The sequence below is a fragment of the Paucimonas lemoignei genome (genome assembly GCF_004342585.1).
Lineage (GTDB): Bacteria > Pseudomonadota > Gammaproteobacteria > Burkholderiales > Burkholderiaceae_D > Paucimonas > Paucimonas lemoignei.
In genome coordinates this window covers 105,233-125,474 of record NZ_SLZQ01000005.1, presented here as the reverse complement: position 1 = coordinate 125,474, position 20,242 = coordinate 105,233, and the positions used below count along the sequence as shown (strand labels likewise).

Annotated in this window: 19 protein-coding genes; 11 read left to right on the top strand and 8 right to left on the bottom strand. The window is 57.9% G+C overall.

Going from position 1 to position 20,242, the window contains the following annotated elements; genetic code table 11:
- The first annotated feature begins 3 nt into the window (after positions 1–3).
- From EDC30_RS09625 to EDC30_RS09590, 8 genes are all read left to right on the top strand, one after another.
- Positions 4–1,764: a sensor histidine kinase gene (locus EDC30_RS09625; protein WP_243656714.1), complete on the top strand. Its 1,761-nt coding sequence runs from the start codon at positions 4–6 to the stop codon at positions 1,762–1,764.
- Positions 1,765–1,785: 21 nt separating this feature from the next.
- Positions 1,786–3,279: a sigma-54-dependent transcriptional regulator gene (locus EDC30_RS09620; protein WP_132258613.1), complete on the top strand. Its 1,494-nt coding sequence runs from the start codon at positions 1,786–1,788 to the stop codon at positions 3,277–3,279.
- Positions 3,266–3,886: a 1,6-anhydro-N-acetylmuramyl-L-alanine amidase AmpD gene (ampD, locus tag EDC30_RS09615; RefSeq protein WP_132258612.1), complete on the top strand. Its 621-nt coding sequence runs from the start codon at positions 3,266–3,268 to the stop codon at positions 3,884–3,886. Before EDC30_RS09620 ends, ampD begins: the two co-directional genes overlap by 14 nt.
- Positions 3,887–4,284: 398 nt before the next feature.
- Positions 4,285–7,164, top strand: coding sequence for a ribonucleoside-diphosphate reductase subunit alpha (locus tag EDC30_RS09610; RefSeq protein WP_424446912.1), 2,880 nt, complete (start codon positions 4,285–4,287; stop codon positions 7,162–7,164).
- A gap of 81 nt (positions 7,165–7,245) precedes the next feature.
- Complete coding sequence (locus EDC30_RS09605) at positions 7,246–8,394, top strand: ribonucleotide-diphosphate reductase subunit beta (protein ID WP_132258610.1); 1,149 nt, start codon at positions 7,246–7,248, stop codon at positions 8,392–8,394.
- A gap of 499 nt (positions 8,395–8,893) precedes the next feature.
- Positions 8,894–9,355 carry a histone gene (locus EDC30_RS09600; RefSeq protein ID WP_132258609.1) on the top strand — a complete coding sequence of 154 codons (462 nt, stop codon included), beginning with the start codon at positions 8,894–8,896 and terminating at the stop codon, positions 9,353–9,355.
- 123 nt (positions 9,356–9,478) lie between these two features.
- The gene (locus EDC30_RS09595) at positions 9,479–10,021 is read left to right on the top strand and encodes a YggT family protein (RefSeq protein WP_132258608.1); all 543 of its coding nucleotides are present in this window, start codon (positions 9,479–9,481) and stop codon (positions 10,019–10,021) included.
- Entirely contained in the window at positions 10,018–10,335 is a 318-nt protein-coding gene (locus EDC30_RS09590; RefSeq protein ID WP_243656713.1) for a DUF167 domain-containing protein, read from the top strand. Before EDC30_RS09595 ends, EDC30_RS09590 begins: the two co-directional genes overlap by 4 nt.
- A gap of 86 nt (positions 10,336–10,421) precedes the next feature.
- Here the strand turns inward: EDC30_RS09590 and EDC30_RS09585 are convergent, their stop codons facing one another.
- From EDC30_RS09585 to EDC30_RS09550, 8 genes are all read right to left on the bottom strand, one after another.
- On the bottom strand, positions 10,422–11,357 hold the full coding sequence (locus EDC30_RS09585; RefSeq protein WP_132258607.1) for a carbohydrate kinase family protein: 936 nt from the start codon (positions 11,355–11,357) through the stop codon (positions 10,422–10,424).
- A gap of 76 nt (positions 11,358–11,433) precedes the next feature.
- Positions 11,434–12,942, bottom strand: a complete 1,509-nt coding sequence (locus EDC30_RS09580; protein WP_132258606.1) for a DUF3426 domain-containing protein — start codon at positions 12,940–12,942, stop codon at positions 11,434–11,436.
- 2 nt (positions 12,943–12,944) lie between these two features.
- The gene (prmA, locus tag EDC30_RS09575; RefSeq protein WP_132258605.1) at positions 12,945–13,895 is read right to left on the bottom strand and encodes a 50S ribosomal protein L11 methyltransferase; all 951 of its coding nucleotides are present in this window, start codon (positions 13,893–13,895) and stop codon (positions 12,945–12,947) included.
- 2 nt (positions 13,896–13,897) lie between these two features.
- The gene (gene accC / locus EDC30_RS09570) at positions 13,898–15,277 is read right to left on the bottom strand and encodes an acetyl-CoA carboxylase biotin carboxylase subunit (protein WP_132258604.1); all 1,380 of its coding nucleotides are present in this window, start codon (positions 15,275–15,277) and stop codon (positions 13,898–13,900) included.
- Between the two features lie 33 nt (positions 15,278–15,310).
- Positions 15,311–15,784, bottom strand: a complete 474-nt coding sequence (gene accB, locus EDC30_RS09565; protein ID WP_132258603.1) for an acetyl-CoA carboxylase biotin carboxyl carrier protein — start codon at positions 15,782–15,784, stop codon at positions 15,311–15,313.
- 84 nt (positions 15,785–15,868) lie between these two features.
- The gene (gene aroQ, locus EDC30_RS09560; protein ID WP_132258602.1) at positions 15,869–16,306 is read right to left on the bottom strand and encodes a type II 3-dehydroquinate dehydratase; all 438 of its coding nucleotides are present in this window, start codon (positions 16,304–16,306) and stop codon (positions 15,869–15,871) included.
- A gap of 78 nt (positions 16,307–16,384) precedes the next feature.
- A complete protein-coding gene (locus EDC30_RS09555; protein WP_132258601.1) occupies positions 16,385–16,909 on the bottom strand; it encodes a TlpA family protein disulfide reductase in 525 nt (174 codons plus the stop codon).
- Complete coding sequence (locus EDC30_RS09550) at positions 16,906–17,523, bottom strand: hypothetical protein (RefSeq protein WP_132258600.1); 618 nt, start codon at positions 17,521–17,523, stop codon at positions 16,906–16,908. The genes EDC30_RS09555 and EDC30_RS09550 overlap by 4 nt, the downstream gene beginning before the upstream one ends.
- Before the next feature lie 69 nt (positions 17,524–17,592).
- On the opposite strand from EDC30_RS09550, the gene mpl reads away from it, so the two are divergent.
- The 3 genes from mpl to EDC30_RS09535 are packed head-to-tail and all read left to right on the top strand — an operon-like array spanning position 17,593 to position 20,237.
- Positions 17,593–18,984 carry a UDP-N-acetylmuramate:L-alanyl-gamma-D-glutamyl-meso-diaminopimelate ligase gene (mpl, locus tag EDC30_RS09545; protein ID WP_132258599.1) on the top strand — a complete coding sequence of 464 codons (1,392 nt, stop codon included), beginning with the start codon at positions 17,593–17,595 and terminating at the stop codon, positions 18,982–18,984.
- Complete coding sequence (locus EDC30_RS09540) at positions 18,985–19,569, top strand: YqiA/YcfP family alpha/beta fold hydrolase (RefSeq protein ID WP_132258598.1); 585 nt, start codon at positions 18,985–18,987, stop codon at positions 19,567–19,569. It abuts the gene before it with no gap.
- Positions 19,566–20,237 (top strand): chorismate--pyruvate lyase family protein, encoded by a 672-nt coding sequence (locus tag EDC30_RS09535; protein WP_279389754.1) that lies wholly within the window; start codon positions 19,566–19,568, stop codon positions 20,235–20,237. The genes EDC30_RS09540 and EDC30_RS09535 overlap by 4 nt, the downstream gene beginning before the upstream one ends.
- Positions 20,238–20,242 lie beyond the last annotated feature (5 nt).

The window sequence follows — 20,242 nt, the reverse complement described above, 5'->3', positions numbered from 1 at the left end:
GTCTTGAATACCTATTTGCAATCGCAAGACCTCAAGCGCCTAGTTTTACCAACCGGAAGGCTGGCCGCTGCACCGCATGGCCCGGCGTCGCGCGATACCTTCTGGCGTTCGCTGCAAACCTTTTCCCTGACACGGGTCGTCATCGCCATCGTGTTGCTGATTTATATCAGCCTGAATGGTAAGAAGACTTTCCTGGAAATGGATCGCCTGTTCGATCTTGCTGCCGGTTTGATTTATCTGTTGCTGGCGCTTGGATTGATCGTGCTGGCCACGAATTTCAAGCGACGCTTTCTTTTGCAGCTGCTGTCGCAAATCCTGATCGATGTCGCTGTTATTTCCGTGCTCTATATTAGTGCAGGCGGCGGCAAGAGCGGGCTGGCGATCCTGTATCTGTTTCCGCTGGCCGGCTGCGCCATCCTGGCACCGCTGGTGTGGGCGCTGTTTTTCACTTCACTGGTCAGCCTGATCCTGCTGGGGGAAAACGCCTTCCGCCTGGCGACCGAATCGGCAGAGGTGTCCATTTCCCAGGCGGGCTTGTACGGCGCGGCTTTTTTTGCGGCAGTCGTTGTCATCAACCGGCTGGCGGCCAAGCTCATTCATCAGGAAGAGATTGCGGCGCAGCGTGGCAAGGACTTGCAACTGCAGGAAGCAATCAACCGCATGGTGATCGCCGACATGGATGACGGCGTGCTGGTGGTGTCATCCGGCGGCACGATCCTGACTGCCAATCCGGCGGCCGAACGCATGCTGGGCATTGCCTGCATGGATACCTCGACACGTGTGAGGTTGCATGAAACCGTAACGCTGACGCCGTTGGCAGAGGCCTTCTTTAAGTGGCAAGGGCATGCCCCATTACAGAGAACAGATCAGCGTGTCTCGGATGAGCAGGCTGCATTTGTGACAATCAAGCCGCCGGAAGACATGGTGTCTTATACGGGCAGTGCCTTGCGCGGCATGCGGCGCGACCTTGCGGCGCATCTCAAACTGCGTTTTGCCAAGGTATATGCCGAGGAGGGGCTGGATGATCGTGCCGTGATTTTCCTGCAAGATGTCACCGAGATCGAAAACAGGGCGCAGCAATTGAAGTTGGCATCGATGGGGCGCCTGACGGCGAGTATTGCGCATGAGGTGCGCAACCCCTTGTCGGCGATTTCTTATGCCGCAGCATTGCTTGCGGAAGAACAAGTGGATCCGGCACAGGCTCGCCTCCTGAGCATCGTCGGCGACAACGTCAAGCGATTGAATTGCATGATCGAAGATATCCTGAAGCTGTCGCGCAAGGCCCAGCCGCAGACGTCGCCGCTCGTGCTAGCTGACTTTATCGCTGAAACGCTGGCGGAATTCCGCGAGACGCATAGTTTGGCGCCTGACTTGATCAAGCTTGGCAATATGGCGGGATTGCAGGTCTGGTTCGATCCGCTGCATTTGCGGGAAGTCATCGTCAACCTGCTGTCCAATGCCATGCGCTATGCAAGCGGCCGCAGCGGCAGCATCCGTATTCATGCTGCCCCCGGCCTGGCAGGCCGCCTGGAGTTGCATGTGCAGGACGATGGTGTACCCATCTCTCCCGAGGTGAGGGCACATCTGTTCGAGCCTTTTTATACGACCTCCAACAAGGGAACCGGTCTCGGACTTTACCTGGCTCGGGAACTTTGCCTGAACAATGGCGCCATGCTGGATTACGAGTACTACGCCCGCGACGGCAGCACGGAAACGGCTGGTGGACGTTTCGTCATCACGCTGGCCATGGCAAGTACGCATTGACTCTGATAACAAGAATTGAATATGACTGTACCCAGGATACTCGTTGTTGACGATGAAGCGGATTTGCGCGAACTGGTCGAGATTACTCTGCTCAAGATGGGGCTCGATGTGGATAGCGCCGATCGCTTGTCGACTGCCCGCGCATTCTTGCAACAGCATGACTATGCGCTGGTCCTGACCGACATGCGCCTGCCAGATGGGCTGGGCATCGAACTGGTGCGCGAAGTCACCGGCGGGGCGAAAAATATCCCGATTGCCGTCATTACCGCATTCGGCAGCGCCGAGAATGCCGTCACCGCGCTCAAGGCCGGCGCTTTCGATTATCTCAGCAAGCCGGTCGGCCTGGATCAATTGCGCCTGCTGGTGCAATCCGCCTTGCGGATCAGCACGGCGGCGCCGGCACCGGGCAAGGTTGCCGCAACGGCATCAAACGGCACCGCCCTGCGCCTGATGGGGGAATCGGCGCTGATGCGCGATTTGCGCACCCAGATCGTGCGTCTGGCGCGCAGCATGGCGCCGATCGCCATTACCGGCGAATCTGGCACCGGCAAGGAATTGGCAGCACGCGATATCCATGCGCAAAGTGCGCGCGCGGACAAGCCTTTCATCGCCGTCAATTGCGGCGCGATACCGGAAGCCTTGATGGAAGCCGAGTTCTTCGGCTACCGCAAGGGCGCATTCACCGGCGCTGCGGAAGATCGTGACGGCTTTTTTCAGGCTGCCAACGGCGGCACGCTCCTGCTCGATGAAGTGGCGGACCTGCCATTGGCCATGCAGGTCAAGCTGTTACGCGCCATCCAGGAGCGCCGGGTGCGCAAGGTGGGCGCAACGATTGAAGAGCCGGTCGATGTCCGCCTGATCAGCGCGACCCACCAGAACTTGGCGGAATGTGTCGAAAAGGGCAAGTTCAGGCAGGATCTATATTACCGGCTGAATGTGATTGAGCTGCGACTGCCGCCATTGCGCGAGCGGCTTGAGGATATCGGCTTGCTCGCCGATGCGATCCTTGCCAAGCTTGCCGGACCCGAGGGGAAAAAAGCGCACTTGACGCCGGAAGCGCTGGCGGCCTTGCGCAGCTATGCGTTCCCTGGCAACGTGCGCGAACTCGAAAATATCCTGGAGCGCGCTCTGGCCTTCGCCAATGAGGATGTGATCGAAGTCGCAGACCTGGCATTGAAACCCTCGGCCACCGTCAACCATGATGCGGAGCCGCCAGCCGCAGTTGTCTCGGCGCCGCAGCCAGCCGTTGCGCCGCCAGTCACGGAACAGCCAGTCTTGCCCGATATAATAAGCGAGGCCGAGACTATCACCGTCGATTCCCAATCAGGCAAGCCATCCCTTCCGGATTTGCCCATCATGCTGCCCGATTACCTTGACCAGATCGAGCGCGAAATGATTTGTCAGGCGCTGGGGAAAACCCGCTTCAATCGCACGCAGGCTGCCGAACTGCTGGGCATCAGTTTTCGCCAGTTGCGCTACCGGATGCAAAGGTTGAATATTCATGAGCCGGATTGACTTGCCGTTCCTGAGCATTGACGACACCGGCTGGTGCGAGCAAGCGCAGCGCCAACCGTCGCCCAATTTTGACGCGCGTCCGGATTCGTCAGCTATCGATTTGCTGGTCATTCACAACATCAGCCTGCCGCCGGGGCAGTTTGGCGGGTCCTATATCGCTGATTTGTTTGGCAATTGCCTCGATTGCGACGCCCATCCGTACTTCGATCAGCTGCGGACTTTGCGCGTATCCGCCCATTTCCTGATTCGGCGCGATGGCAGCCTCATCCAGTTTGTCTCCACCAACGACCGCGCCTGGCATGCCGGCTTGTCGAAGTTCGAGGGAAAGGAGCGTTGCAATGATTTCTCCATCGGGGTCGAACTGGAGGGCAGCGACTTTGTGCCATTTGAGGCGCCGCAGTATCTGACGCTTGCTGCGCTTACGGCGGCGTTGCAGCGCCGTCACCCGCTTCGCGCAGTAACGGGACATGAGCATATTGCGCCAGGCCGCAAGACCGATCCCGGTCCTTTCTTTGACTGGGAATCCTATTGCTCACTCATTAAGCAGCAGGACGAGGATCATGTCTGTCAGCGGGTTCTGCGCTTTCCGGTTCTAGAATCTAAGTAATGCCGATTGTCAACTGCGCTACAGCAAAAAATTATTTTTTTGAATGCAAAAATGTATTGCGCCGTGCTATCTCAGGCACTAGAATTAGTTTGTCTCACAAATAAAACCACTAGATATAGTGGTGATACTTTTGAAGAGCCATTTACCCTTGGCAATGCCTATTGAGGCGCCTTGCGGTTAAAGCAGCACCTATCTCTTCAAAAGCGCCCGGGTTGGAGCATGGCGATGTCCATGTGTTCGGGCAAAAGCAAATTCAAATTTATCAAGGGGGGAAGCTCGTTGCATGGCGGGCTTTTCAATACAACCGCCGATGGCATTTTGCTGTTGGCAAGTTAGCATTAGGAGGCCAAGTGCAATCAACCCAAGAAATTTCCACTCAGTCCCCCGTCGATCTCGGTATGACATCTCCCGCAGTTGGTGTGTCGGCACCGGCTGCTGCGGCATTGGCCGCACACAGTGAATACCGCATTCTTCGCCGTAATGGCGCCGTGGTCGGATTTGAACCGGCCAAGATTGCCGTTGCCATGACCAAGGCATTTCTGGCCGTGAATGGCGGCCAGGGTGCCGCTTCGGCGCGCGTGCGTGAGCTGGTCGAGCAACTGACATCGAACGTGGTGGCTGCCCTGGTGCGCCGCCAGCCGGCCGGCGGCACTTTTCATATCGAAGACGTGCAGGACCAGGTGGAATTGGCGTTGATGCGCTCCGGCGAACATGATGTCGCGCGTGCATACGTGCTGTACCGCGCCAAGCGCATGGAAGAGCGCGCGCAGCAGCAGGCTGCCAAGCCGGCGGTCGACGCGCCGCAACTGCATGTCATCGAAGACGGCCAGCGCCGTCCGCTGGACATGGATAAAGTACGCGCGATGATCAGCGCTGCCGGCACCGGCCTGGAAAAGCATGTCGATGCCGAAGCGATCCTTTCCGAAACCCTGAAAAACCTGTACGACGGCGTGCCGGTCGAGGAACTGTACAAGTCCGCCATCCTGGCCGCGCGCGCGCTGATGGAAAAGGACCCGGCCTACAGCCTGGTGACCGCACGCCTGCTGATGCATACCATCCGCAAGGAAGTGTTCGGCCAGGAAGTCGCGCAAGCCGATGCGCCGGCTCACTATATTGAATACTTCCCGAAATTCATCAAGAAGGGTATCGAAGCCGAGCTGCTCGATGCCAAGCTGGCCGAGTTCGACCTGAACAGGCTGGCGCTGGCCCTGAAGCCGGAACGTGACCTGCAGTTCGGTTACCTCGGCCTGCAAACCCTGTACGATCGCTATTTCCTGCATATCCGCGACATCCGCATCGAGATGCCACAGGCATTCTACATGCGCGTAGCGATGGGCCTGGCCTTGAACGAAGCGGATCGCGAAGCGCGCGCCATCGAGTTCTACAACCTGCTGTCGTCGTTCGACTTCATGAGCTCGACGCCGACCCTGTTCAACTCCGGCACCCAGCGTTCGCAGCTGTCGTCCTGCTACCTGACCACCGTGTCCGATGACCTCGACGGCATCTACGAAGCGATCAAGGAAAATGCCTTGCTGGCCAAGTTCGCCGGCGGCCTGGGAAATGACTGGACCCCGGTGCGCGCACTCGGCGCCCATATCAAGGGCACCAACGGCAAATCGCAAGGCGTGGTGCCGTTCCTGAAGGTCGTCAATGACACCGCTGTCGCGGTCAACCAGGGCGGCAAGCGCAAGGGCGCGGTCTGTGCCTACCTGGAAACCTGGCACCTGGATGTCGAGGAATTCCTCGACCTGCGCAAGAACACTGGCGACGACCGCCGCCGTACCCACGACATGAACACGGCGAACTGGATTCCCGACCTGTTCATGAAGCGCGTCATGGAAAAAGGCGAGTGGACCCTGTTCTCGCCGAGCGATGTGCCGGATCTGCATGACAAGTTCGGCAAGGCCTTCGAGCAGGCTTACCTCGGTTACGAAGCCAAGGCGGCACGCGGCGAATTGAAGCTCTTTAAGAAGGTGCAGGCGCTGGACCTGTGGCGCAAGATGCTGTCGATGCTGTTCGAAACCGGCCATCCCTGGATCACCTTCAAGGATCCGTGCAATATCCGTTCGCCTCAGCAACACGTCGGCGTGGTTCACAGCTCCAACCTGTGCACCGAAATCACCCTGAACACCAACGATTCCGAAATCGCGGTGTGCAACCTGGGTTCGGTCAACATGCCGGCGCACATGAAGAACGTCAATGGCGAACTGCGGCTGGACGTGGAAAAGCTGCAAAAGACCATCCGCACCGCCATGCGCATGCTGGATAACGTCATCGACATCAACTACTATGCAGTGAAGAAGGCGCGTGACTCCAACCTGCGTCACCGTCCGGTTGGCCTGGGCATCATGGGTTTCCAGGATTGCCTGCACATGATGCGCGTGCCGTACGCTTCGCAGCAGGCAGTGGAATTCGCCGACAGCTCGATGGAAGCGGTGTGCTACTACGCTTACTGGGCGTCGACCGAACTGGCTGAAGAGCGTGGTCGTTACAGCTCCTACCAGGGCTCGCTGTGGGACCGCGGCATCCTGCCGCAGGATTCCCTGAAGCTGCTGGCCGAGGAACGCGGCGGCTACCTTGAGGTCGATACCAAGGAAACCATGGACTGGTCGTCGCTGCGTGCCCGCATCAAGCAGCACGGCATGCGCAACTCGAACTGCGTGGCGATTGCGCCGACGGCGACGATTTCCAACATCATCGGCGTGTCGGCTTGCATCGAACCGACTTACCAGAACCTGTATGTGAAGTCGAATCTGTCGGGTGAATTTACCGAGATCAATGAGTACCTGGTGCGTGACCTGAAGGCGCGTGGCCTGTGGGATGAAGTCATGATCTCCGACCTCAAGTACTTCGACGGCAGCCTGGCGAAGATCGACCGCATTCCGCAAGACTTGCGCGAGATTTACGCCACGGCTTTCGAAGTCGAGCCGAAGTGGCTGGTCGAGGCCGCCTCGCGCCGCCAGAAGTGGATCGATCAGGCGCAGTCGCTCAATATTTATATGGCAGGCGCCTCCGGCAAGAAGCTCGACGAGACTTACAAGCTGGCCTGGCTGCGCGGTTTGAAGACGACATACTACCTGCGCACCATCGCCGCGACCCACGCCGAGAAATCGACCTCGCGTGCCGGCGCACTGAATGCCGTGTCGGCCGATCCGACTGTCGGCAGTGCTGCGGGAGGATTTGCGTCAGGTCCGATTCCGGAAGATCAGCTCGCTGGTCCGGTCTGCACGATGCGTCCAGGCGATCCGGGCTTTGAAGAGTGTGAGGCTTGTCAATAATTTGTTTTGAACGTGCGCGATCATTGCTTGTATTCGAGCAGATCGCGCCCACATTTAAACAGACATCAAACAGGAATACATATGTTAAGTTGGGACGAAGAAACCGCAGCTCAGCCTGCATTGCAACCGGCGGCGCCAAGCCGCCCGCAAGCGGATGTCGCATTGAACCCGGCGCTGGTCGCACGTCCGGATGCTGTCGAAGGCGGCGCCGAGCGCCGCGTTAATATGGCCGACAAGCGCATCATCAATGGCCAGACCGACGTCAACCAGCTGGTGCCGTTCAAATACAAGTGGGCCTGGGACAAGTACCTGGCCGGCTGCGCCAATCACTGGATGCCGCAGGAAATCAACATGCAGCGCGACATCGAGCTGTGGAAGAATCCGAACGGCCTGACCGAAGACGAGCGCCGCATCGTCAAGCGCAACCTCGGTTTCTTCGTCACCGCCGACTCGCTGGCCGCCAACAATATCGTGCTGGGCACCTATCGCCACATCACCGCGCCGGAATGCCGCCAGTACCTGCTGCGCCAAGCGTTCGAGGAAGCGATCCACACGCACGCCTACCAGTACATCGTCGAGTCGCTCGGCCTGGATGAAGCGGAGATCTTCAACGCTTACCATGAAGTTGCGTCGATCCGTGACAAGGATGAATTCCTGATCCCGTTCATCGATGTGCTTACCAATCCGGAATTCAAGACCGGCACGGTCGAAGCGGATCAAACGCTGCTGCGCTCGCTGATCGTGTTCGCGTGCCTGATGGAAGGCTTGTTCTTCTACGTCGGCTTCACGCAAATTCTCGCGCTCGGCCGCCAGAACAAGATGGTCGGCGCAGCGGAGCAGTATCAATACATCTTGCGTGATGAATCGATGCACTGCAATTTCGGAATCGACTTGATCAACTCGATCAAGATGGAGAATCCGCATTTGTGGACTCCTGAATTCCGCGACGAGATTAAATCGTTGTTTTTACGCGCGGTGGAGTTGGAATATCGTTACGCAGAGGATACAATGCCGCGTGGTGTGCTAGGTTTGAATGCACCGATGTTCAAGGGTTATCTGCGCTTCATCGCGAATCGTCGCGCGCAACAGATCGGACTCGAAGCGTTGTTCCCGCAGGAGGAAAATCCCTTCCCGTGGATGAGCGAGATGATCGATTTGAAAAAGGAACGAAACTTTTTCGAGACCCGCGTAATCGAATATCAAACCGGTGGCGCCCTTAGCTGGGATTGAGAAGTTCAATACCGAGTACTCGAACAAAGCTGAAGCGGAGAGAATGCAAAGAGCGGTCACATAAAAATAAGGCCGCAACTCAGAAAGGCATTACCCGAATTAATGAATAGTCGAAGAACGAATCGAGCTAATCTGTCGATGCCGCTTTTCCCGGTTAATCCGGGCAAGGCGGCTTTTTCTTTGGAATTTCGTTCGATTCTTCTCAAGTCGAATTCCGACGCTGGCGTATCGCCGGCGTCTTTTTAAGGTCGGAGCAGCTTGGCTGTTCGCCGCGTCGTGAATGGCGCGGCCTCAAGGATGCGTGAAACGTGTCTTGGAAGTCGACCAAAAAGGCTGAAGTGCTGCATAGGTGAGGGGATGCAGCAGTTCAGCTGGTGCCGAATTCATTAGCGCAAGCAGAGGCTTGCTTGTGCCGATGAATAATCCGCATGGTGCATCGCGATGCATTATGCGGGTTTCAAAGTAGCTTGATATTTTCCATCACGTGAAGGAGAAACAAATGGCAACAGCCGCTAAAAAAACCGCAGCGAAGAAGACCGCTGCAAAGAAGGCAGCTGCTAAACCTGCAGCAGCCAAAAAAGCCGCAGCACCGAAGAAGGCAGCAGCCGCCAAGAAGCCGGTAGCGAAGAAAGCCGCAGCACCGAAGAAGGCAGCAGCCGCCAAGAAGCCGGTAGCGAAGAAAGCCGCAGCACCGAAGAAGGCAGCAGCCGCCAAGAAGCCGGTAGCGAAGAAGGCCGCAGCACCGAAGAAGGCAGCAGCCGCCAAGAAGCCGGTAGCGAAGAAAGCCGCAGCACCGAAGAAGGCAGCAGCCGCCAAGAAGCCGGTAGCGAAGAAAGCCGCAGCACCGAAGAAGGCAGCAGCCGCTAAAAAGCCGGCAGCGAAGAAAGCCGCAGCACCTGCTGTCAAGACTGTGCTGAACCCGGCAGCAGCTTGGCCGTTTCCGACCGGCACCCGTCCGTAATCCAAGTCCGACTTGGAAGCCTGATTAAGTTCAGGCACAATCCCGCTGTAGGGCTTCGCGCTTTACAGCGGGATTTTATTTCGCGCTTTTGACTGGAACGCATTTCATCAAGGAGGAGCTGCCGTGCTGCAGAGCATAGTCACGTTGATTGTCGATACTATTGCCGGTTTGCTCGCTGTGGTGCTGCTGCTGCGGTTCTGGATGCAGGTGGTGCGCGTGCGGCCCCCTATGTCGGTCGCCCACTTTACTTTCAAATTATCCGATTGGCTGGTCAAGCCGCTGCGGCGGATCGTTCCAGGTGCCGGTGGGTACGACTGGGCCAGCTTGCTGGGCGCGTTTCTGATCGCGCTGCTGTCGATAATCGTTACTGTCTGGCTGTTTTTCCCTCTGTCGGTGCAACTAGTGCTGCTGCTGTCCTTGCTGCGGTTTATCCAGTGGATCTTTTACGGCTTCATGGGTTTGATCATCGTTGAAGTCATTTTCAGCTGGGTCAATCCGCATGCACCCCTGGCGCCATTTGTCGGTGCACTGACCGAGCCGCTCTTGCGGCCGCTGCGCCGTGTGCTGCCGTTGATCGGCAATATCGACCTCAGTCCGCTGGTGGCGCTGCTGCTGCTGCAGATTGGCTTGCGGGTGGTGAGTGCAATCCTGCCGGGAATGATGTGAGCCGCAAGGATGCGAGCACGCCGGAACAGAAGTGCGTCCGGCTGCAGGTGCAAGTCATGCCCAATGCGAAGCGCACAGGCGTCGCGGGCATGCATGGTGACGCGCTGAAGATTCGCCTGCAGGCACAGCCGATCGAAGGCAAGGCGAACGAGGCACTGATCAAATTTGTTGCTGAAGCGCTGAAACTGTCCAAGAGCGCTGTCAGCGTTGCGCATGGCCAGACGTCCAGGCGCAAGCTTCTGGAGATTGCCGCGCCTGCCATGACAGCCGACAGTGTCTTGAAAGCGCTGCTGGCGCTTGCCGCCCCTGACTAAAGCAAGCGCAGGAGTCCGCGTCGTTCCTCCAATCGCAGTGCAATTGCGCGAGCCTGATGGTCGAATCAGGCTTGAGAAGGCAAGGCTTATGAGAAGCGGTAGCCGAAAGCCCGTTCGAAGCGCTCTTCGATTTCTTCGCGGCTCGGGGCATGATTCTGTCCGCCCTGATGGGCAATCTTGATGGCGCCCATGAGGCTCGCCAAGCGGCCAGTGGTCGGCCAATCGAGCCCATTGGTCAGGCCATACAGGATGCCGGCCCTGAATGCGTCGCCACAACCCGTAGGGTCCGCTACCGCTTCGGCCTGCACCGGCGGAATGGCGATATGCTCACCCTTGACGTAGATATCCGCTCCCAGTTCGCCACGGGTGACGATCAATGCATTCACGCGCTGGGTGATGTGCGCCAGCGTCAGGCCGGTTCGCTCCATTAGCAGCGCTGCTTCGTAATCATTCACGGCCACATAGCTGGCCAGGTCGATGAAGTGCTCCAGTTCCTGTCCATTAAACATGGGCAAGCCCTGACCCGGATCAAAAATGAAAGGAATGCCGAGCGCTACGCAATCGGCAGCGTGCTGCAGCATGCCGTCGCGTCCGTCTGGGGCGACAATGGCGAGCTTCACGGGACCGGCTTCCGCAACCTTGTTCAGGTGCGACATGGTCATCGCGCCTGGGTGAAAGGCAGTGATCTGGTTGTTGCCGCTATCGGTCGTGATGAAGGCTTGTGCGGTAAAGGTGGAGTCGACCGTGCGGATTGCGCGAGTGCTGATCCCCAATGCCTCCAGCCGTTCCAGATACACGCCGCCATCCTTGCCGATCGTGGCCATGATGAGCGGATCGCCATTCAACAGTTTCAGGTTGTAGGCGATATTCCCGGCGCAGCCGCCAAATTCGCGGCGCATTTCTGGCACGAAGAATGAGACGTTAATTTGGTGCAATTGGTCGGCAAGGAGTGCCTCGGAAAAGCGCCCGCCAAACAGCATGATGCTGTCGAAGGCGAGCGAGCCGCAAATCAGTGATGTCATAAAGGAGTTCCAGTCTATGTGGGAATGGTATCGGCTCTGCGCCCGCTGGCTGGCAATTCAGCCATTGTTTCGCGCATCAGGGATAAAACAGATAAACCCGGTAATCCGAAGCCTGCAATTGGTTCAGCTCGAAGGAAACGTTGACCGCCTGTTCGGAACGGGCGGCTATGCCATCCGCCAGCTTCTTGTCTGCGGGTAGATATTCTTTCGGTGTCAGGACTCGGCGCACGAGCGCTTTGCCTTCCTTGTCGTTCAAGGTCAGTTCGATGTATGGCCAGGATTGCGGGAGCGAGCTACGGTTGTGTAACAGCAGGCTGAGCATGAACACATTCTTGTTCGCCGCAGCCATTTGCAATTCATTGGACTCGATGGAAACCTGGTCAATTTGCGCTGGCAATTGCACCTGGCATCCGGCTACATTGCATAGCTGGGAAAGCAATGGCCTGGTTTGCGGAAAACGTACAGCGAGCTGGTTGCGGAAGACGTAAGCGGCCTGGAACAGCACGGCAGCAAAGAGCAGGATCGAAGCAACCGCCATGAATATGTGCATGGCCCGTCGGCGACGCTGCCGACGCCTTTCGCTGGTGACGAAGCTTGGTTCTTCGTCTTCCGTGGCGGCAGAGGACTCTTCAATTTCGCTTTCGCTGTATTCTTGGGGCTGTATTTCTTCTGTAGTCGCGCTGGCGGGAAGTGCCACTCCTGCCGTAACGGGTGCGACGGTGTCGATGTCCTGCGGCGGCGTAGTGTCCGCCATGATGGCCGTCGTTGCATCGACCCGAGTATTGGGAACTGTATCGTCTTCAACCGGTTCTTCCGCAACAGGCAGCGGCTGAGCGTCGATTGCGAGTGCCGGCTCGGGTTCTGCGGCAGGTATGGGTTCGGTGACCGGTTCAGGAGCGGAAGCATCCGCTGCGTCCTGCTCGACCGGCGTGGCGGGTTCGATGTCCACGTGGGGTTCGGCAGATTCCGCTTCGACCAGTTCCGTGGTATTCGGCCAGATCTCTTGCGTCGACGGGGGCGATGCAGGAGGGACTTCCGAAATTTCGGGCTCGGCTTCCTTCTCGATATCCTCTTCAAACAAGCTGAAATCCACCAGCGTCATGCGCGTCAGCGGATCGTCATCTATAGCTTGCGGTTCCGTTGCGGCTATTTGTTCGCGTGCCGGAGCTTGGCCGGGGTTTGATTCCGATGCGAGGATACGAGTTTGCGTTTCCGGATCATCGACCGGCACGAACTCAAGCGTATTGATAGCGGATCGTTCACTTGGCTGCGGCTTGGGTGTTTCGGCCGGCTCGGCTTCTTCTTGAGAAATAGCCGTGACCGCATTGGAAACCGCTGATGAGGCCAGGGATGAATCTGGTTTGACAGGTGCCGCCGGCGATGGCGCGGCCGGCGCTACCGAGGGTTTGACGGGCGCGGATGGCGGCGCACTCGGGCTTGCCTGATCCGGCGCCACCAGGTTTTCGATACCGTTGAATATTTGCTTGCAGGCGCCGCAGCGTACCAGGCCCGAACGCAGCTTCAGCTGGTCATGGGCGACCCTGAAGGTGGTATGGCAGTGCGGGCACTGGGTCGCGAGGGCCATCGTCAGGCACGCGTGGCATCGTCCGATGTCGGCGGCTGATCGGGCAGGGTGCCGGAAAGGGCAACCCAGCCTTCGCGCTCGGCCCAGACATCCATTTTCATGAAAGGAGCGTAGGCTGCCGCAACTTCATCGGCTTGCCGCGCCAGGACGCCTGATAACACCAGTCGGCCGCCCGGAGTCACGCGTCCGCACAGCATGGGTGCCAGCAGCTTCAGCGGGCTGGACAGGATGTTGGCGACCACAACATCGAAGGTCGTATGCGGGTGCGCCGTCGTAAAGTCGTCCGGCAGGAAATAATCGATTTCGCAGCCGTTGCGCTGACTGTTGTGGCGGGCCGCCTCAATGGCTTGCGCATCGATATCGACACCGGCGACTTCGCGCGCGCCAAGTTTCTTGGCGACCAGCGCCAGGATGCCGGAGCCGCAGCCATAGTCGAGGACCGACTGTCCGGCCGGCGCATGGGTTTCCAGCCACTCCATGCACAAGCGAGTCGTGGGATGGCTGCCGGTGCCGAAAGCGAGACCGGGATCGAGTTCCAATACCAGCGCGTTCGGATCGGGAGCATCGTGCCAGCTCGGCACGACCCAGATATTCTTGCCGATATGAATAGGCTCGAACTGCGATTGCGTCAGCCGCACCCAGTCCTGGTCGGCCACCGAGCGCAGGCTGTAATTGAGTTTTGCCGTTTGCAAGGGCGGTTCGCACAATGCCTGTGCTTCCGCCAGCAGGGCGGCATGATCCGCTTCCAGTGGCGCCAATGCCACGACCCGGCTATGTTCCCAGGCGGTTTGCTCCGGTTCCATGCCGGGCTCGCCGAACAGCGGGCGTTCGGCGTCCGTGCCTTCGTCGGCGTCCTCCACCGACACCGATAGCGCGCCGACTTCCATCAGGGCGTCGGACAGGGCCTCAGCCTGATGGAGGGGAACGTCGATGACGATTTCAGTCCAGCTCATGCTTATGCCTTGTTGGCTTCCGGAGTCTTGGGCAAATCCGGCTTGTTGGCCAGCTTATGTTCAAGATAGTGGATGTTGGTCCCGCCTTCAATGAAGCGGCCATCGACCATCAGTTCGCGGTGCAGCGCGATATTGGTCTGGATCCCCTCGACCACCATTTCCGACAGGGCGATCTGCATGCGCTTGATCGCCTGATCGCGAGTGGCGCCGTAGGAGATCACCTTGCCGACCATCGAGTCGTAATTCGGCGGCACGAAATAGCCGGCATAGACATGAGAGTCGACACGGATGCCGGGGCCGCCGGGAACGTGCCAGTTGGTGATGCGGCCGGGCGACGGAATGAACTTGAACGGATCTTCCGCATTGATGCGGCATTCGATCGCATGGCCGTTCAGAACGATATCGCGCTGGCGGTAACGCAGCTTTTCGCCGGCAGCGATACGGATCTGTTCCTGCACGATATCCACGCCGGTGATCATTTCGGTGACCGGATGCTCGACCTGGACGCGCGTATTCATTTCAATGAAATAGAATTCGCCGTTTTCATACAGGAACTCGAAGGTGCCGGCACCGCGGTAACCCATCTTGCGGCAGGCATCGGCGCAACGTTCGCCGATGCGCTCGACGATCTTGCGCGGAATACCCGGGGCGGGCGCTTCCTCGATCACTTTCTGGTGGCGGCGCTGCATCGAGCAATCGCGTTCGCCCAGCCAGATCGCATTCTTGAATTCATCCGCGAGAATCTGAATTTCCACGTGGCGCGGATTTTCCAGGAATTTCTCCATGTAGACTTCCGGATTGCCAAAGGCAGCACCGGCTTCGGTCTTGGTCATGGTCACGGCGTTGAGCAGCGCGGCTTCGGTATGCACCACGCGCATGCCGCGTCCGCCGCCGCCGCCGGCCGCTTTAATAATGACCGGATAGCCGATCTTGCGGGCGATGCGGACGATTTCCTTCGGATCGTCCGGCAAGGCGCCGTCGGAGCCGGGTACGCACGGCACGCCGGCCTTGATCATGGTCTGCTTGGCCGTGACCTTGTCACCCATCATGCGGATCGAATCCGGACGCGGGCCGATGAAGACAAAGCCGGATTGCTCGACACGCTCGGCGAAATCGGCGTTTTCCGACAAAAAGCCATAGCCGGGATGGATAGCTTCGGCATCGGTCACTTCAGCAGCGCTGATAATGGCCGGCATGTTGAGGTAACTTTGCGGCGAAGGGGCGGGGCCGATACAGACGGATTCGTCGGCCAGTTTCACGTACTTCGCTTCGCGGTCGGCTTCCGAATGGACGACCACGGTTTTGATGCCCATTTCACGGCAGGCGCGCTGGATGCGCAAGGCAATCTCGCCGCGATTGGCGATCAGGATTTTTTCAAACATAGTAAACAGAGGTGAGCATCAAGGAGCAGCGGCTTAGCCGATAACGAACAGTGGTTGGCCGAATTCAACCGGTTGACCATTCTCGACCAGAATTTGCTTGACCACGCCCGAGACTTCGGCGTCGATCTCGTTCAGCAATTTCATGGCTTCGATGATGCACAGGGTGTCGCCCTGCTTGACGGACGAACCTACATCCACGAACGGTGCCGCGCCCGGGGAGGAAGCTCGGTAGAAAGTGCCGACCATCGGTGACTTCACGACGTGGCCCTGGATTTCTTCTGCGGCCGGAGCGGCTGCAGGTGCGGCCGGCACAGCTGCCACGGGGGCGCTGGCCGGAGCGGACGATGGGAATTGCGCCGCCTGCGGCTGCATCATCACGACCTGGTTTTGCGGCGCGCCGCCTGATTTGACGATGCGGACCTTGCTTTCGCCTTCGGTCACTTCGAGTTCGGCGATATCCGATTCAGCGACCAAATCGATCAAGGTTTTCAGTTTTCTGAGGTCCATGGCATATCCCTTAGCGTAATTCTGCAAAATTTTAAAACCCAAGATTGTCGCGATTATAAGATACTTGGCAACAAATGAGGGAACTTATAGCTTTTTGGCGGCAAATTCGATTGCCGCATTGTAACCGTCGATACCCAGGCCGCATATGACGCCTCGGGCAATATCGGAAAGAAAAGAGTGATGCCGGAATGCTTCCCGTTGATGGATATTCGAGATATGAACTTCCACAAAGGGGAGCGCGACTCCGGCCAAGGCGTCGCGCAAGGCCACACTGGTATGGGTCAATCCGCCTGGATTGATAACGATGGCATCAATTCCTTCGGTGCGGGCAGCATGGATGCGATCAATCAGTGCGCCCTCATGGTTGCTTTGAAAGCAAACCAGCGATGCACCAGCTTTCTGTGCAGTTTCCTGCGCAAACTTTTCCACGTCAGTCAAAGTAGTCGAGCCATAAATCTCCGGCTCGCGAGTACCGAGCAGATTCAGGTTGGGACCATTAAGAAGTAATAACTTTTTTGCCATTAAATAATGACTTCATTTGACGAGGTGGGGCGAATTTTGCCGTTAAATGGCGTGCATTGGCAAGAAGAAAAGCACAAATCAGGAAAAAGAGGCGAGATCCTTGCGGACTGTTTCCATATTGAGGCGGCCAAGATAAGTCTTTTTAACACTGCCGTCCGGCGCAAACAGGATCGTGAAAGGCAACCCACCCTGTTGATTTCCCATTTTCTTGGCCATATCGATTCCAGCCATGCCTGCTACATATATAGGATAGGAAATCTTATATTTGCCGGCAAATTCCTTCATGTTGTTGGCCGAATCGATGCCTATGCCGACAACCTGCAAATTCTTGAATTCTGCCGAGTCATGCAACGCAGACAATTCGGGCATCTCTTCTACACACGGCGCACACCATGTTGCCCAAAAGTTAACAAGTAGCAGCTTGCCTTGAAATTCCGACAGTTTCTTGTTGTTATTCTCCAAGTCCGGCAAAGCCTGGTTAAAAAAGTAGTGCGATGTTCCGGCAGGGGGAGAAGGATCTTGCCATTTGTGAAGCCCGACAAATACACCGATTGCCCCGCAAACCAAAGCAACGATCCCAAGCAGCCAGATTTCTTTTTTCATTGATTTTCACTTTCATTCAGCAAGGCGATCACGCCCTCGATATCGGCGCGCTCGATGATGCGGCCATCTCTTGCTGCTTTAACTTGTCGCATGTCTTCAGCAGGATACAAGGTGAGGTGCGCGCCTTCCCGCCGCCACATGAAGCTCAGGGTTTCAATGGGATCGCGGCGGGAGACCGGATGCGGCGCTTCACTCACTTCGAACTGCACCCCTTTATTTAATAGGAATATTTCAACGTCTTTGGGACTGTCTACAAATAAGTGCAGGTGAATGTCGGAATGTTCGCCGGCTGTGCCATTCAATACTGCGCCGGTCAAGTAGGGGCCGAATTGTCCCAACTCTTGCATCAAAGCCAATGCCACCTGGCGCAGATGTAATAGCCTGGCCGGCTGGGTATCGCCAAAAAATATCGCGTTATACGCACGGACTTCTTCTTCAAGCTGGGCATTGTCTGGCAAGATATCGCCTCGCACCTTGTTATTTCCAAGAATCTGCTTGGCAGCTTTACGTTTTGCCGTATTGTAATCAAGCCCGTCTTCTGCAATCAGGCGGGCAGCGGCGGCGGCGATTTCCGCGCGCAGCAATTCGGTATCAGAAGAGAATGGAGAAGCCATATCCACATGATACCCGACCAATGGCAAGGCGCGGCTCGGGTAGAATCTTGTTTTTCACTGGTTTTCGACATGCATATACATATCCTCGGCATTTGCGGCACCTTCATGGGAGGCCTCGCCGTGCTGGCCAAACAGGCCGGCCATAAGGTAACCGGTTGTGACGCCAACGTTTATCCGCCAATGAGCACCCAGCTCGAAGCTCAGGGAATCGAATTGATCGAGGGATTCGGGCCGGAGCAGATCAATCTGAAGCCGGACCTGTTTGTCATCGGTAACGTGGTCTCGCGCGGCAATCCGCTGATGGAAGAAATCCTCAACCGCGGTCTGCCCTATACCTCCGGTCCGCAATGGATCGGCGAGCATATCCTGCAAGGCAAATGGGTCCTGGCGGTGGCGGGTACGCACGGCAAGACTACGACGTCTTCCATGCTGGCGTGGATTCTGGAAGATGCCGGTTATGCCCCGGGCTTTTTGATCGGCGGCGTGCCGATGAATTTCGGGATTTCCGCGCGTCTTGGTGGGGCGGATGCCGCTTCACCGTTTTTCGTCATCGAAGCGGATGAATACGATACGGCATTTTTCGACAAGCGCAGCAAGTTCGTCCATTACCACGCCAAGACCGCCATTCTGAACAACCTCGAATACGACCACGCCGATATTTTCCCGGACCTGGCGGCCATCGAGACCCAGTTCCACCATCTGGTGCGCACTGTGCCCGGTGTTGGTCGAGTGGTCGTCAATGGCAATGAAGAATCGCTCAAGCGTGTGATTCAGCGCGGCTGCTGGAGCGACGCGGAATGGTTCGGCGATGATGCGCAAAACGATTGGGCGCTGACCGAACATGCCGATGGCAGCTTCGATGTGATCTTCAAGGGCGAGAAGGCCGGCACGGTGCGCTGGGAGCTGTCCGGCGCGCATAACCGCATGAATGGCCTGGCAGCGATCGCCGCCACGCGTCATGTCGGTGTGCCGGTGGCGCAGGCGATCGAATCGCTGGGACGTTTCGAGAATGTCAAACGGCGCATGGAATTGCGCGGCACCGTCAACGATATCGCCGTCTACGACGACTTTGCGCACCATCCCACCGCGATCACCACCACGGTGGCGGGCTTGCGCAAGAAGGTCGGCAGGGCACGTATTCTGGCCGTGCTCGAGCCGCGTTCGAATACCATGAAGCTGGGCACGATGAAGGATGCCTTGCCGGGCAGCCTGACCGACGCCGACCTGGTTTTCGGCTACGGCGCCAAGGGCAGCGGCAAGGATGCGCTCGGCTGGGATCTGGGCGCGGCACTCTCGCCGCTGGGCGCCAAGGCGCAAGCGTTTGACGAGCTGGGCACACTGGTTGCGGCTGTCTCGTATGCCGCTCGTCCCGGCGACCACATCCTGGTCATGAGTAATGGCGGGTTCGGCGGCGTGCATCAGAAACTGCTGGACGCCCTCGGGGCCGCAACGCAAAAGTAAATGATTCTGTATCTGCACGGTTTCCGCTCGTCCCCGCAATCGTTCAAGGCGCGCCTTTTGGGTGAGCGTTTGCGCGAACTCGGGCGCGGTAATGAATATGTCTGCCCGCAATTGCCAGCCTCGCCGCGTCAGGCAATCGAACTGGCGCAGCAATTGATCAAGGGTGTGCCGCCGCAAGAATTGACCCTGATCGGTTCCTCGCTGGGCGGCTTCTACGCCACCTGGCTGGCTGAGCAGACCGGCTGCCGCGCGGTGCTGCTCAATCCCGCGGTCAAGCCGCCGCGCGATCTGGAGCGCTATGTCGGTGTGACCACGGCATACCATTCCGATGAGCCGTTCGAATTCAAGCATGAATACATCGCCGAGCTGCAGGCATTAGCGGTGTCGGCTACCACTCGGCCGCAGCGCTATTTTCTGATCGCCGCCACCGGTGACGAAGTGCTCGACTGGCGCGAGATGACGGCGCATTACCCGTCGGCGCGGCAACATGTCATCGAGGGCAGCGATCATGGACTGTCCGACTTTGCCGACTATATGGATGACGTGCTGGCGTTTTGCGGCATCGCCGGCGGAGGCAGTCAGTGATCTTGCATGCAAGCAGTCATGCAGCATGGGTTTCACATGTCAATGGGGTCAATCCGCCAGCGCATATGCGTCATTGGCTCACCGATCGCGTGTCGTTGACGGTGAAGCTGGCGGCGCATTGCCGGCAATTCCGCGTGCAACGCCTGCATCAGCGGCGCGGCATGGTGCTGGCCGACGAATATCGCGAGCTGGAATTAACGCGTCGCATCGGCGTGCAGGAGCGTGAAGTCTTGCTGCGTTGCGATGGTGCGCCAGTCGTGTTCGCTCATACCGTCGTGCCGCTTCATGCGTCTGCCAACGACTGGCCATTTTTCGGCAACCTGGGCGAGCGTTCGCTGGGTTTTACTTTGTTTTGCGATCCGCAAGTCGAGCGCGGCGAGCTGATGTATGCCCGCTTGCGTGCCGGCCACCCGTTGTGGCAGCGTGCTGCCGCGGCTATTGGCGTTACCGAATTCCCTCAGTCACTACTGGCGAGGCGCTGCCTGTTCCGGCGGCGAAACGGGACGTTGCTGGTGACGGAAGTATTTCTGCCGGCGCTGAATCATCTCTCACCTTTGCAGGACAGCCTGCGGCATGCCGGCCAGATATTGCGTGAAATGCGCAAGGCCAGCAGCCCTACCATACCAGCCCCGGTGGCTACTGGCGAACTCGCCGCCACCCATAATTAGAGCAC